Here is a 13,067-nt window from a genome sequence, read left to right as displayed (position 1 = left end):
GGCGCCCGGCGTGAGGGCGTCGAGGCGCCCGCGCGCGCGCGTCACGCGCCGGCGCAGCGCCTCGTCGGCGCGCGCCCACTGGTCGCCGAACGCGTGCGGGTCGCGGTCGAACGCGTCGCGGCGCAGCACGACCTCGACGCGCGTGTCGGGGTCGGCGGGGGTCGTCACCTCCACCGCGAGGCCGAACCGGTCGAGGAGCTGCGGGCGCAGGTCGCCCTCCTCCGGGTTGCCGCTGCCCACGAGGACGAAGCGCGCGGGGTGCCGGATGCTCAGCCCCTCGCGCTCGACCACGTTCTCCCCGGTCGTCGCCACGTCGAGCAGGAGGTCCACGAGGTGGTCCTCGAGGAGGTTCACCTCGTCGACGTACAGGAAGCCGCGGTGCGCGCGCGCGAGGAGCCCGGGCTCGTACGACTTCTCGCCGTGGCGCAGCGCGCGCTCCAGGTCGAGCGCGCCGACGAGCCGGTCCTCGGTGGCGCCGAGGGGGAGGTCGACCACCGGGACCTCGGCGCGTCGCCGGCCGGCGCGCTCGCCGCGGGCCTCGCGGGCGTGGCAGTCGTCGCAGCGGGCGCCGTTCGCAGTTGGGTCGCAGCCGTAGCGGCACCCCTCGACCACCGTCTGCGGCGGCAGGACCCCCGGGAGGGCGCGGACCGCGGTCGACTTCGCGGTGCCGCGGTGTCCGAGGATGAGCACGCCGCCGATGGCGGGGTCGACGGCGGCGAGCAGCAGCGCCGTCTTCATCTCCTCCTGCCCCACGATCGCGGAGAACGGGTAGCGCGGGCGCACGGCGACTCCTGGAAGCGCGGGCGGGACGACTGGGAACCCGGGCGGGCACCGAAACGCTATGACCCGCGTGCGAGTGTCGCAAGAGGTTTACGGTCTCAAACTGTCAATGCTAGTTGACAGTCGGCGCGCGCCGACCTACTTTCGCCCGGTCCGTTCCCCGCAGGCCCACCCCGCAGACGGAGCGCTATGACGCTCGCGGGACCGCTGGCCGATCGACTTCCCGTCGCTGCCGAGGGCGCCGCTTCGTGGCGCGACCGGCTCGCGTCGCTACGGAACGGGCTCTATGCGAGCCCGGCCTTCCAGCGGTGGGCCGCCCGGCTGCCGGTGGTCCGCTGGGTCGCCCGGTCGCGGTCGCGCGCGCTCTTCGACGTGGTCGCGGGGTTCGCCTACACGCAGACGCTGGCCGCCTGCGTACGCCTGGACATCTTCGCGCTGCTGCGTGACGCGCCGCAGACGTCCGCGGCGCTCGCGGGCCGCCTCTCGATCCCGGCCGAGGGGCTGGAGCGTCTGCTCCGGGCCGCGGCGGCGCTCGAGCTGGTGGAGGCGCGCGACGGCGGCCGGTGGGGACTGGGCGCGATGGGCGCGCCGCTCCTCGCGTCGCCCGGGCTGGCGCGCCTGGTCGAGCACAACGCCCTCCTGTACGAGGAACTGCGGGACCCGCTCGCGCTGCTGCGACGGCCGGCCGGCGACCGCGGGACGGCGCTCGCGGAGTACTGGCCGTACGCGGCGGCCGGACGGCGCTCGCGCGTCGGGGCCGCCGACGTCGCCGGCTACACGGCGCTGATGGCGGCCACGGTCACGCCGATCGCCGAGGAGATCCTCGACGCGGTGCCGCTCGACGGCGCCCGCGCGCTGCTCGACGTGGGCGGCGGCGACGGCGGGTTCGTGGCGGCGGTCGCGGAGCGGCGTCCGGGGCTGCGGCTGGCCCTCCTCGATCTCCCGCCGGTGGCCGCGCGCGCCGCGCGACGGCTGCGCGACGCCGGGCTGGCGGACCGCGTGAGCGTGCACGGCGCCGACTTCCACGCCGCCGCGCTTCCCGGGGGCGCCGATGTGGTGACGCTGGTGCGCGTGCTGCTCGACCACGACGACGACGCGGTGCTCGCGCTGCTGCGCCGCGTGCGCGACGCGCTGGCCCCCGGCGGCCGCGTGGTGGTGGCCGAGCCCTTCGCCGGCGTGCGCGGCGCCGAGGTCGTCGGCGACGTCTACTTCGGCTTCTACCTGTGGGCGATGGGGCGCGGCCGCGCGCGGCGCGAGTCCGAGCTGCGCGGGCTGCTGCGCGCGGCGGGCTTCCGCCGCGTGCGCACCCGCCGCACGCGCTATCCCGTGCAGTGCGGCGTGATGGAGGGGATCGCATGAGCGCCACGCTCGCCGCACGGCCGACCGCCGAGTGGGCGCCGCCCGCGACCGCCCGCGCCGTGGTGCTCGACGCGCCCGGCCGCATCGCGCTGCGCGAGCTGACGCTCGCCCAGCCCGGCGACGCGGACGTGGTGGTCGACGTCGAGTGGACCGGGATCAGCACCGGCACCGAGCGGCTGCTGTGGGCGGGGACGATGCCGCACTTCCCGGGGATGGGCTATCCGCTGGTGCCGGGCTACGAGTCCGTCGGGCGCGTGCGGTGGGCCGGCGCGGCGAGCGGGCGCGAGGTCGGGGAGCGCGTCTTCCTGCCGGGGGCGCACGCGCTCGTCGGCGTCCGCAACCTGTTCGGCGGGGCGGCCGACACGCTGGTGGCGCCGGGCGCCCGCGCGCGACCGGTCGGCGAGGCGCTCGGCGCCGAGGCGATGCTGCTCTCGCTCGCCGCGACGGCGCGCCACTGCGTGGGCGACGGCGTGCTCCCCGACCTCGTCGTCGGCCACGGCGCGCTGGGTCGGCTGGTCGCGCGCCTGGTCCTCGCGCTGGGCGGCCCCGCGCCGACGGTGTGGGAGGTCGAGCCGCGCCGCGTCGCGGGCGCCGACGGCTACGAGGTGCTGCACCCGGACGCCGACCCGCGCCGCGACTACCGCTGCGTCTGCGAGGTCAGCGGCGCCAACGGGCTGCTCGACGCGCTGGTGGGGCGGCTCGCGCGCGGCGGCGAGATCGTGATCGGCGGCTTCTACACCGAGCCGCTGGCGTTCGCGTACGTCCCCGCCTTCCTGCGCGGCGCGCGCTTCCGCGTGGCCGCCGAGTTCACCCCCGACGACCTGGCCGACGCGCGCGCGCTGATGCTCGGCGGCCGGCTGTCGCTCGACGGGCTGCTGACGCACCGCGCCGCCGTGCGCGACGAGGCGTCGGTGGCCGCCGCCTACGCGACCGCGTTCGGCGACCCGTCCTGCCTGAAGATGGTCCTCGACTGGAGACCCGACGCATGACCGTGGCGCCCGCGCTCGTCCAGCTGCAGTCGAACCTCCGCGCCGAGGCGCGCGCCGAGCCGGCGCCCGCGCCGTCCGGGCCCGTGACCAAGGAGACGCAGATCATCGCGATCTACGGCAAGGGGGGGATCGGGAAGAGCTTCACCCTCGCCAACCTGTCGTACATGATGGCGCAGCAGGGGAAGAAGGTGCTGCTGATCGGCTGCGACCCGAAGAGCGACACCACGTCGCTGCTGTTCGGCGGGCGCGCGTGTCCGACCATCATCGAGGTGTCCTCGCGGAAGAAGCTCGCCGGCGAGGCCGTCGCGATCGGCGACGTGTGCTTCAAGCGCGACGGCGTCTACGCCATGGAGCTCGGCGGCCCCGAGGTGGGGCGCGGGTGCGGCGGCCGCGGGATCATCCACGGCTTCGAGACGCTCGAGAAGCTCGGCTTCCACGACTGGGGCTTCGACTACGTCCTCCTCGACTTCCTGGGCGACGTGGTCTGCGGCGGCTTCGGTCTGCCGATCGCCCGCGACATGTGCCAGAAGGTCATCGTCGTCGGCTCGAACGACCTGCAGTCGCTCTACGTCGCCAACAACGTCTGCTCGGCGGTCGAGTACTTCCGGCGGCTGGGCGGCAACGTCGGCGTCGCCGGGCTCGTGATCAACAAGGACGACGGCACCGGCGAGGCGCAGCGGTTCGCCGAGGCGGCCGGCATTCCCGTGCTGGCCGCGATCCCGGCGCACGACGACATCCGACGGAAGAGCGCCAACTACGAGATCATCGGCCGGCCCGGTGGACAGTGGGGCGGGCTGTTCGGCGAGCTCGCGACCGCCGTCGGCGACGCGCCGCCGAGGCGCCCCACGCCGCTCTCGCAGGACGCGCTGCTCGGCCTGTTCTCGGCGCACGCCACGGGGCGCGACGTCGTGCTGGAGCCGGCGACGCTGCAGGACATGTGCGGTCGCGAGTCGCTCGCCCGCCCGTCGCTGGAGGTGGTCTACGACGCCGCCTGAGGGAGGGACCGTGACGGCCGCGCCGCGCGCGGCGCTCCCCGTCGTGCCGCAGGACGGGCTCGGCTGCCACGCCGGCGCCGAGACGCTGCTCGCGGCCGCGCGCGACGCCGGCAAGAGCCCGGTGCTCGACCGCTACGCGGCCGACTACCCGAAAGGCCCGCACGACCGGCCGCAGTCGATGTGCCCGGCCTTCGGGTCGCTGCGCGTCGGGCTGCGCATGCGCCGCACCGCCACGGTGCTCAGCGGGAGCGCGTGCTGCGTGTACGGGCTCACGTTCACGAGCCACTTCTACGGCGCGCGCCGCACCGTCGGCTACGTCCCGTTCGACTCCGAGTCGCTGGTGACCGGGAAGCTGTTCGAGGACATCCGCGACGCCGTGCACGCGCTCGCCGATCCGGCGCTGTACGACGCGATCGTCGTCACCAACCTGTGCGTGCCGACGGCCAGCGGGGTCCCGCTGCAGATCCTGCCCAGGGAGATCGACGGCGTCCGCATCGTGGGCATCGACGTGCCGGGGTTCGGGGTGCCGACGCACGCCGAGGCGAAGGACGTGCTGGCGGGCGCCATGCTGGCGTACGCGCGGGGCGAGGCGGAGCAGGGGCCCGTGGCGGCGCCGCGCGTCGCCCGCGCCGAGCGGCCGACGGTGACGCTGCTGGGGGAGATGTTCCCCGCCGACCCGGTGGGGATCGGGATGCTGCTGGAGCCGCTGGGGCTCGCGGCCGGTCCCGTGGTGCCGACGCGCGAGTGGCGCGAGCTCTACTCCGCGCTCGACTGCGTCGGGGCCGCCGCGATCCATCCCTTCTACGTCGCGTCGATCCGCGAGCTGCACGCGGCCGGGCGCCCGGTCGTCGGGTCGGCGCCGGTGGGGCACGACGGCACCGCCGCCTGGCTGGAGGCGATCGGCGCGATGGCCGGCGTGCCGTCGGCGCGCGTGGCCGAGGCGCAGAACCGCTTCCTCCCCGCGATCCGTGGCGCGCTCGCGGCCAAGCCCGTGCGCGGCCGCGTGACGCTCTCGGGCTATGAAGGCTCGGAGCTGCTGGTCGCGCGCCTGCTCGTCGAGAGCGGCGCCGACGTGCGCTACGTCGGGACGGCCTGCCCGCGCACACCGTGGTCGGAGCCCGACCGCGAGTGGCTGGCCGCGCGCGGCATCCACGTGCAGTACCGCGCGTCGCTGGAGCAGGACTTGGCGGCGATGGAGGAGTGGGCGCCCGACCTCGCGATCGGCACGACGCCGGTGGTGCAGGCGGCGAAGGAGCGGCGCATCCCGGCGCTGTACTTCACGAACCTGATCTCGGCGCGCCCGCTCATGGGGCCGGCCGGCGCCGGGTCGCTGGCGCAGGTGGTCAACGCGGCGATGGGGAACCGCGCGCGCTTCGACGCGATGGAGGCGTTCTTCGGCGGCGTCGGCCGCGGGGAGGCGGCGGGCGTCTGGCAGGACGTGCCGCGCGACCGCCCCGAGTTCCGCGAGCACTACCAGCGCCACCTCGCCAAGCTGGCGCGCCAGCGGAAGGCGGAGGAGATGGTCTGATGGCGCTTATCCTCGACCTCGACCGCGCCGGCGGCTACTGGGGCGCCGTGTACGCGTTCACGGCGATCAAGGGGCTGCAGGTGGTCATCGACGGGCCGGTGGGGTGCGAGAACCTCCCGGTGACGTCGGTGCTGCACTATACCGACGCGCTCCCGCCGCACGAGCTGCCCATCGTCGTCACCGGGCTCGGGGAGGAGGAGCTCGGGCAGACGGGGACCGAGGGCGCCATGCGCCGCGCCCACCGCACGCTCGACCCGTCCCTGCCCAGCGTCGTCGTGACGGGGTCGATCGCCGAGATGATCGGCGGCGGCGTGACGCCCGAGGGGACCAACATCCAGCGCTTCCTCCCGCGCACGATCGACGAGGACCAGTGGCAGGCGGCCAACCGTGCCCTGTACTGGCTGTGGACGGAGTACGGGCTGAAGAAGGGGGTGCGCCCGAAGCGGCGCGAACGCGCGCCCGGCGAGCGTCCGCGCGTGAACATCGTCGGCCCGATGTACGGCTACTTCAACACGTGGTCGGACCTGGCCGAGGTGCGGCGGCTGGTGGAGGGGATCGGCGCCGAGGTGAACCTCGCCTTCCCGCTGGGGAGCCACCTGGCCGACGTGCCGCGGCTCGTGGACGCCGACGCGAACGTGTGCATGTACCGCGAGTTCGGGCGGCTGCTGTGCGAGGACCTCGAGGTGCCGTACCTACAGGCGCCGATCGGGCTGCACTCGACGACCAGCTTCCTGCGGTCGCTCGGCGCGATCCTCGGGCTCGACCCGGAGCCGTTCATCGAGCGCGAGAAGCACACGACGATCAAGCCGCTCTGGGACCTGTGGCGGTCGGTGACGCAGGACTTCTTCGGCACGGCGAGCTTCGGGATCGTCGCCAGCGAGACGCACGCCCGCGGGATCCGCCACTTCCTCGAGGAGGAGATGGGGCTGCCGTGCACGTTCGCGTTCTCGCGCCGCCCGGGAGTGAAGCCCGACAACGCCGCGGTGCGGCAGGCGATCCGCGAGCGGCCGCCGCTCATCCTCTTCGGCAGCTACAACGAGCGGATGTACGCCGCCGAGGCGGGCGCGCGCTGCATGTACCTCCCGGCGTCGTTCCCGGGGGCGATCGTGCGGCGGCACACGGGGACGCCCTTCATGGGCTACGCGGGGGCGACCTACCTGATCCAGGAGGTCTGCAACCAGCTCTTCGACGCGCTCTTCCACATCCTGCCGCTGGGGACGGAGCTCGACCGGATCGACGCCACGCCGGCGCGGCGGCTCGAGACGCTGCCGTGGGCCGACGACGCGCAGGCGGCGCTCGACGAGCTGTGCGAGGCGCAGCCGGTGCTGATCCGCATCTCGGCCGCCAAGCGGCTGCGCGACGCGGCGGAGCGCGACGCGCGCGAGCTGGGCGACGTGGTCGTCACCCGCGATCACGTGCTGGCGTCGCGGCGCGCCGTGGCGGGGGTGGGGGCGTGAGCGCCCGCCGCGTCCCACGCCGCAAGGATGCGCGCCGCGACGCCGCGGCCGTCCTCCTCGTGCATGAGGTGGCCGCGCCCCGCGACGCGCTCCAGGCGCGCGTGCGGGAGGAAGGGGAGGACGCGCGCGATCTGGCCCGGCGGGATCCACCGATCGGCCTCGCCCACCAGGAGCAGCGACGGCAAGCGCAGCGCGTGCACGTCGCGCAGCAGGGCGGGGACGTCCCAGCGCGCCATCATGGTGAGCGCGTGGCGGACGTGCGCCGGGCTGGCGACGAGCGCCTCGTAGCACGCGATCATCCCGGCGTCGAGTCGCGAGCCGGTGCTGGCGAGCAGCGCCTCGGTGAGCGCGCCGCGCCCCGCGACGCGGGCGACCAGGCGCGCGAGCCGCGGCCCGGTGAACAGCGCGCCGAAGACGGAGCCGGCGAGCGCGCTGGCCGCGGGCGGCGGCGACACGAGGGCGGCGTTCACGCCGACGTGCAGCCGCGCGTCCGGGAGCGCGCCGTCGAGCGCCATGCGCACCAGGACCGCGCTCCCCGCCGAGTGGCCGACGACGAGCGCGGGGCGCAGGTGGAGGGCGCGGAGCAGTGCGGCGACGGCGCGCGCCATGCCCGGCAGCGTGAGCTGGTCGTCGCGCGGCGTGCCGGTGAAGCCGTGCCCCGGGAGGTCCGGGGCGACCACGGTGAAGCGCGCGGCCAGCGCCGGGAGCACGTCGCGCCACGCGTGCGTCGCGCCGGCGGTGCCGTGCAGCAGCAGCGCGACGGGTCCGTCGCCGGCGACCTGCGCGTGCCATCGCATCCCGTCCGCCTCCGCGAACCGGCTCGCGGCCGCGTTCGGCCAGCGCTCGCGCCAAGCCGCCCAGTCGGGCCCCGCGAGGGCGTCTCCCGCGTTCGGCATCACTTCCCCCCGACCGTCGCGCCCGCACCGGCGCGCGCGGTCGCGCAGGCGTCCCGGCGGCGTGGATTCGCCACGCCGCCACACCCGCCGGCGTCGCGGGCAGCGGGGGCTGCCCGCGCCCCGGCACCCGCACCGCTCCGGAGGGCTGCCACATGACCGATCCCCCGACCACCCGACCGATGTCGTCCGGCTACAGCTCGTTCACCGAGTCGCGTCCGAGCGCGGCGCCGGTGCTGAGCGAGGACGAGGCGCGCGGCTTCCACGGCGCCTTCATCATGGGCTTCCTCGGGTTCACGCTCGTCGCGGCGGTGGCGCACTACGCCGTGTGGCAGTGGCGGCCGTGGATCCCGGGCACCGCCGGGTACGAGGTCCGCACCGCGCAGTCGGCACCGGCGGCGCAGGCGCCGACGGCCGTCGCGTACCACGTCCCGCGCTAGGAGGCGATCATGCATCGCATCTGGATGGTCTTCGACCCGCGGCGCACGCTGCTCGCGCTGTTCACGTTCCTGTTCGTGCTGGCGCTGGTGATCCACTTCATCCTGCTCAGCACGAACCGCTACAACTGGCTCGACGCGGGGAACCGCGCGTCGGCGGCGGAGATCGCCCCGCTGCCCGGCGGACGGTAGCGCGCGACCGCGCGCGACCACGGCAGGCCGCGTCCGGCGGCAGGGGGCAAGAGCCCTGCCGCCGGCCCGGCCCCTCTCGGCAGTTCAAGGAGTCCAACCCGAGGATCCCCCGCGATGGCCATGCTGAGCTTCGAGGCCAAGTACCGCGTGCGAGGAGGGACGTTGATCGGCGGCGACCTGTTCGACTTCTGGGTCGGCCCGTTCTACGTCGGCTTCTTCGGCGTGACGGCCATCTTCTTCATCGTCGTCGGGACGCTGCTGTGCGTCTGGGGCGCCGCGATCGGCCCGACGTGGAACGTCTGGCAGATCAACATCGCCCCGCCCGACCTCAAGTACGGCCTCGGGCTCGCCCCGCTGCGCGAGGGGGGGCTCTGGCAGCTCATCACGATCTCGGCGGTCGGCGCCTTCGTCTCGTGGGCGCTGCGCCAGGTCGAGATCTCGCGCAAGCTCGGGATGGGGCTCCACATCCCGTACGCCTACGGCGTCGCCGTGCTGGCGTACGTGACGCTCGTCGTGATCCGCCCGGTGCTGCTGGGCGCGTGGGGGCACGGCTTCCCGTACGGGATCCTGAGCCACCTCGACTGGGTCTCGAACGTGGGCTACCAGTACCTGCACTTCCACTACAACCCGCTGCACATGATCGCGGTGACGTTGTTCTTCACGACGACGCTCGCCCTCTCCATGCACGGGTCGCTCATCCTCTCGGTCGTCAACCCCCGCAAGGGCGAGGCGGTCAAGACGAGCGAGCACGAGAACACCTTCTTCCGCGACCTGCTCGGCTACTCGATCGGCGCGATCGGCATCCACCGCCTGGGGCTCGCCCTCTCGCTCGGCGCCGGCATCTTCAGCGCCCTGTGCATCGTGGTGAGCGGCCCGCTCTGGACGCGCGGCTGGCCCGAGTGGTGGGACTGGTGGCTCAACCTCCCCATCTGGCGCTGAGGTCCCCATGGCCACCATCACGCGGCCGTCCACGACGGCCGGCCCCGCGGCGCCGCGCACCAGCCGCGCCCTCGAGTACCAGAACCTCTTCACCCGCGTGCAGGTCCGCACCGCCCCCGACTGGGGGGTGCCGATCGAGCAGCGCACGTGGGTGCGCCAGACGACGCCCGGCTTCTCGTACTGGCTCGGGAAGCTCGGCGACGCGCAGGTCGGCCCGGTCTACCTCGGGTGGACCGGCGTCGCGTCGCTGATCTTCGGCTTCGTCGCCTTCGAGATCATCGGGCTGAACATGCTGGCGCAGGTGGGCTGGAACCCGATCCAGTTCGTGCGCCGCCTCCCGTGGCTGTCGCTCGACCCGCCGGCGCCCGGCTACGGGCTCGCCATCCCGCCGCTCGCGCAGGGCGGCTGGTGGCTGATGGCGGGGTTCTTCCTCACCACCTCGATCATGCTGTGGTGGGTGCGCACCTACCGCCGCGCGCGCGCGCTCGGGATGGGGACGCACCTGCCGTGGGCGTTCGCCTCGGCGATCTTCCTGTACCTGTCGCTGGGCTTCATCCGCCCGCTGCTGATGGGGAGCTGGGGCGAGGCGGTGCCGTTCGGGATCCTGTCGCACCTCGACTGGACCGCGGCGTTCAGCATCCGGTACGGGAACCTGTTCTACAACCCGTTCCACATGCTGTCGATCGCGTTCCTCTACGGGTCGACGCTGCTGTTCGCGATGCACGGCGCGACGATCCTCGCCGTCAGCCGCCTCGGCGGCGAGCGCGAGATCGAGCAGATCACCGACCGCGGGACGGGCGCCGAGCGCGCGCAGCTGTTCTGGCGGTGGTGCATGGGGTGGAACGCGACGATGGAGTCGATCCACCGCTGGGCGTGGTGGTTCGCGTTCCTGACGACGTTCACGGGCGCCATCGGGATCCTGCTGACCGGCACCGCGGTCGACAACTGGTACCTGTGGGGACAGAAGCACGGGATCGTGCCCGGCTATCCGGCGACGATCCAGATCGCGCCGCAGAAGGCGGAGGACCTGCGCGGCCAGTACATGGGCGTGCCGGCCGACACCTTCCCGGGCGCGACGCTCGGCCGGGGCGCGGTGCCCGCGGCGGCGACGGTCCCGCTCCCCGGCGCGCGCACGGACTCGGCCGCGCTCGCCGACTCGGCGACGACCGGCACCGCGATGCCCAACCAGCCGGCGCCCGCGACCCCGGGCTCGAGCCCACCCGCCGTGGTGCCGCCGTCGCCGCAGGCGCCGGCCGCCGGAGGCAGACCATGAGACGCGCCGCGATCCTCGCCCTCCTGACGCTCGCGGCCTGCGAGCCCGGGAGCAAGAACACCGCGCAGCTGGGCTACCGCGGCGTCGGGATGGAGGTCGTCACCGACCCGGACGTGCAGCGCGCGCGCCTGGCGGCCAACCCGGTGCCGGCGCCGCTCCCCCCCGCGCCGCCCGGCGGCCCGGTGGCGCGCTGGCAGAACGTGCAGGTGCTGAACGAGCTGAGCGTCGGCGAGTTCACCCGCACGATGACCGCGATCACCAACTGGGTGGCGCCAACGACGGGGCCCGAGGCCGGGTGCAACTACTGCCACAACCCGGCGAACCTCGCCTCCGACGAGAAGTACCCGAAGGTGGTCGCCCGCCGCATGCTGGCGATGACGCGCGACCTCAACACCAACTGGCGGTCGCACGTCGGGCAGACCGGCGTGACGTGCTACACCTGCCACGCCGGCGCGCCGGTGCCGCGCGCGGGGCTCTGGACGTACACCGACCAGAACCAGTACCTGCGCGCCTACCTCGACAAGTCGGACGTCCGCGTCCAGTCGTACGCCGCGCTGCCGACGACGGGGAACCGCTCGTCGATCAAGCAGACGGAGTACACGTACGCGCTGATGATCAACATGTCGAACTCGCTCGGCGTGAACTGCACCTTCTGCCACAACTCGCGCGCGTGGGCGACGTGGCAGGGCGCGCCCGCGACCCGCGTGACGGCGCTGTACGGGCTGCGCATGGTGCGGCACCTGAACACGGGGTACGTGGCCGGACTCGGCGAGGTGCTGCCCGACTCCCGCCTCGGCGTGCGCGGCGACGCGCCGAAGGTCGGCTGCGCCACCTGCCACAACGGGCTGCACAAGCCGCTGGCCGGCGCGCAGATGGCCAGGGATTATCCGGGGCTGTGGGGGCACCCGGGCCCGTGGGAGGCGATGACGGCCGCCGACTCGGGGAAGAGCGGGATCACCGACTACCGCGACCCGACGGGGGTGCCGACGGACGGCTCGGCGCCGCGCCTGCCGGACGCGATCCCGCCGTCCCGCTCGATGGGGACGCCGCCGCCGGTGCGCAGCTCGTCGGCGCACGCGCCGCTGACGCGCACGGCGGCCGCGCCCGCGCAGCAACGCTAGCTTCACCAGTACCAGTGGGCTCGGCGGGCCGGGGCGCACCCAGCGTTCCGGCCCGTCGGGCGTTCACCCGCCGCCGATGCGACTGCTGCAGCCCGTCCTGATCGACGCGATCCTGGGGCTCGTGCTCGTCGAGTGGATCGCGCTCGTGGCGCTGCGCCGGCTGGGGCGCCGCGCGCCGTCGGTGCGGCAGACGACCAGCTTCCTGGGCGCTGGGGCCGCGCTGCTGCTGGCCGTGCGCGCGCTGCTGGCGCAGTGGCCGACGTGGGTCGCGCTGTCGGCGCTCGCGGTGGCGGGGGCCGCGCACGCGGCGCACCTCGCGCTCGACGCCGGGCACGAGCACGAGGAATCGGATCCAAAGGATCGGATCTGATCCGTTCGATCCGATTCCCCCGCCGTCGATCCTAGCGGGAAGCGTCCAGCAGCTTCGCGAACGCCGCCGCGTTGTCCGGTCCGTAGGCGCCGAGCTCGAGGTGCTGGCGGGTGGCCAGGTCGTCGAGCGTCATGCGGCCGTCGCGGTAGCGCGTCACGCGGAACGGCGTGCGCGGGTCGGCGCGCCCGTCGAGGCGGCGGCCGCGCGTGAGGGCGCGCAGCGTGCTGCGCACGAACATCAGCTCCCCCGAGCGCAGCACGGCGACGTCGTCGGTCGCGCCGGCGGCGGAGACGGCCCGCACGACGACCGAGCCGTCGGCGGCGTCCTCGAAGCGCAGGTCGCGGGTGCTCTCGACCACGCCGGCGGGCGGGGCGATGTGGCCCGCGCCGCTGCGGCGCGCCACGCCGGCGAGCAGCGCGTCGAACTCGGCGGGGTCGGCGAACGCGCGGTGGTACACGCCCGAGCCGGCGCCGAGGTTCACGACGACCGCCGCGGCGCCGCCGAGCGACGCCACGGCCTGCTGCGGCAGCCAGGCCGCGCCGTGGAAGTGCACGATCAGGTCGAGCGCGTCGCGCCCGAGGGCCGGGTCCGGGAGCCACAGCGCCGCCCACCGCGCGCGCGGCGCCGCGAGGCTGTCGGCGACGCCGCCGAGCGGGCGCGGCGCCAGCCGCTCGTGCGCGCGCGACGTCTCGACCATCGGCGAAAGTCGGATCGTAGCCATGTCGTTCTGTGAG

At 74.6% G+C, this 13,067-nt stretch carries 13 protein-coding genes and 1 pseudogene; 11 read left to right on the top strand and 3 right to left on the bottom strand.

The genetic code is table 11. The annotated features are described in order from the left end of the window. A partial coding sequence (locus PYV61_RS11420) for an ATP-binding protein (RefSeq protein ID WP_275831515.1) occupies positions 1-783 on the bottom strand: 783 nt, incomplete at its 3' end. Positions 784-969: 186 nt separating this feature from the next. On the opposite strand from PYV61_RS11420, the gene PYV61_RS11415 reads away from it, so the two are divergent. The 5 genes from PYV61_RS11415 to bchZ are packed head-to-tail and all read left to right on the top strand — an operon-like array spanning position 970 to position 7,108. Beyond that, the gene (locus PYV61_RS11415; RefSeq protein ID WP_275831513.1) at positions 970-2,139 is read left to right on the top strand and encodes a methyltransferase; all 1,170 of its coding nucleotides are present in this window, start codon (positions 970-972) and stop codon (positions 2,137-2,139) included. Then, on the top strand, positions 2,136-3,128 hold the full coding sequence (gene bchC / locus PYV61_RS11410) for a chlorophyll synthesis pathway protein BchC (protein WP_275831511.1): 993 nt from the start codon (positions 2,136-2,138) through the stop codon (positions 3,126-3,128). The genes PYV61_RS11415 and bchC overlap by 4 nt, the downstream gene beginning before the upstream one ends. Continuing rightward, positions 3,125-4,123 carry a chlorophyllide a reductase iron protein subunit X gene (locus PYV61_RS11405; RefSeq protein WP_275831509.1) on the top strand — a complete coding sequence of 333 codons (999 nt, stop codon included), beginning with the start codon at positions 3,125-3,127 and terminating at the stop codon, positions 4,121-4,123. The genes bchC and PYV61_RS11405 overlap by 4 nt, the downstream gene beginning before the upstream one ends. A gap of 10 nt (positions 4,124-4,133) precedes the next feature. Further along, positions 4,134-5,651 (top strand): chlorophyllide a reductase subunit Y, encoded by a 1,518-nt coding sequence (gene bchY / locus PYV61_RS11400; RefSeq protein ID WP_275831507.1) that lies wholly within the window; start codon positions 4,134-4,136, stop codon positions 5,649-5,651. Then, the gene (gene bchZ / locus PYV61_RS11395) at positions 5,651-7,108 is read left to right on the top strand and encodes a chlorophyllide a reductase subunit Z (RefSeq protein WP_275831504.1); all 1,458 of its coding nucleotides are present in this window, start codon (positions 5,651-5,653) and stop codon (positions 7,106-7,108) included. The genes bchY and bchZ overlap by 1 nt, the downstream gene beginning before the upstream one ends. Here the strand turns inward: bchZ and bchO are convergent. After that, complete coding sequence (gene bchO, locus PYV61_RS11390) at positions 7,063-8,004, bottom strand: alpha/beta fold hydrolase BchO (RefSeq protein WP_275831502.1); 942 nt, start codon at positions 8,002-8,004, stop codon at positions 7,063-7,065. The genes bchZ and bchO overlap by 46 nt on opposite strands. A gap of 179 nt (positions 8,005-8,183) precedes the next feature. On the opposite strand from bchO, the gene PYV61_RS11385 reads away from it, so the two are divergent. From PYV61_RS11385 to PYV61_RS11360, 6 genes and pseudogenes are all read left to right on the top strand, one after another. Then, a complete protein-coding gene (locus PYV61_RS11385) occupies positions 8,184-8,441 on the top strand; it encodes a light-harvesting protein (protein ID WP_345785234.1) in 258 nt (85 codons plus the stop codon). Between the two features lie 9 nt (positions 8,442-8,450). Continuing rightward, on the top strand, positions 8,451-8,630 hold the full coding sequence (gene pufA, locus PYV61_RS11380; protein ID WP_275831497.1) for a light-harvesting antenna LH1, alpha subunit: 180 nt from the start codon (positions 8,451-8,453) through the stop codon (positions 8,628-8,630). Between the two features lie 114 nt (positions 8,631-8,744). Beyond that, positions 8,745-9,569 (top strand): photosynthetic reaction center subunit L, encoded by an 825-nt coding sequence (gene pufL, locus PYV61_RS11375; RefSeq protein WP_275831495.1) that lies wholly within the window; start codon positions 8,745-8,747, stop codon positions 9,567-9,569. A 7-nt stretch (positions 9,570-9,576) separates the two neighbouring features. Next, positions 9,577-10,563, top strand: a pseudogene (pufM, locus tag PYV61_RS11370) (photosynthetic reaction center subunit M); the annotation flags it as partial. Positions 10,564-10,838: 275 nt separating this feature from the next. Further along, entirely contained in the window at positions 10,839-11,963 is a 1,125-nt protein-coding gene (pufC, locus tag PYV61_RS11365; RefSeq protein WP_275831491.1) for a photosynthetic reaction center cytochrome PufC, read from the top strand. A gap of 76 nt (positions 11,964-12,039) precedes the next feature. Further along, a complete protein-coding gene (locus tag PYV61_RS11360) occupies positions 12,040-12,333 on the top strand; it encodes a hypothetical protein (protein ID WP_275831489.1) in 294 nt (97 codons plus the stop codon). Positions 12,334-12,364: 31 nt separating this feature from the next. On the opposite strand, the gene puhC is transcribed toward PYV61_RS11360, so the two are convergent. Beyond that, a partial coding sequence (gene puhC / locus PYV61_RS11355) for a photosynthetic complex assembly protein PuhC (RefSeq protein ID WP_275831487.1) occupies positions 12,365-13,067 on the bottom strand: 703 nt, incomplete at its 5' end.

It is taken from the genome of Roseisolibacter sp. H3M3-2, from assembly GCF_029211165.1.
Taxonomy (GTDB): domain Bacteria; phylum Gemmatimonadota; class Gemmatimonadetes; order Gemmatimonadales; family Gemmatimonadaceae; genus Roseisolibacter.
Note: the sequence above shows the minus strand (reverse complement) of the source record. Positions and strands in the feature narration are given on the sequence as shown.

Coding starts and splice junctions, on each gene's coding strand:
- bchC (WP_275831511.1), top strand. CDS start 2,136: ATGAGCGCCACGCTCGCCGCACGGCCGACCGCCGAGTGGGCGCCGCCC.
- pufL (WP_275831495.1), top strand. CDS start 8,745: ATGGCCATGCTGAGCTTCGAGGCCAAGTACCGCGTGCGAGGAGGGACG.
- bchO (WP_275831502.1), bottom strand. CDS start 8,004: ATGCCGAACGCGGGAGACGCCCTCGCGGGGCCCGACTGGGCGGCTTGG.
- PYV61_RS11405 (WP_275831509.1), top strand. CDS start 3,125: ATGACCGTGGCGCCCGCGCTCGTCCAGCTGCAGTCGAACCTCCGCGCC.
- PYV61_RS11360 (WP_275831489.1), top strand. CDS start 12,040: ATGCGACTGCTGCAGCCCGTCCTGATCGACGCGATCCTGGGGCTCGTG.
- pufA (WP_275831497.1), top strand. CDS start 8,451: ATGCATCGCATCTGGATGGTCTTCGACCCGCGGCGCACGCTGCTCGCG.
- PYV61_RS11385 (WP_345785234.1), top strand. CDS start 8,184: ATGTCGTCCGGCTACAGCTCGTTCACCGAGTCGCGTCCGAGCGCGGCG.
- bchZ (WP_275831504.1), top strand. CDS start 5,651: ATGGCGCTTATCCTCGACCTCGACCGCGCCGGCGGCTACTGGGGCGCC.
- PYV61_RS11415 (WP_275831513.1), top strand. CDS start 970: ATGACGCTCGCGGGACCGCTGGCCGATCGACTTCCCGTCGCTGCCGAG.
- pufC (WP_275831491.1), top strand. CDS start 10,839: ATGAGACGCGCCGCGATCCTCGCCCTCCTGACGCTCGCGGCCTGCGAG.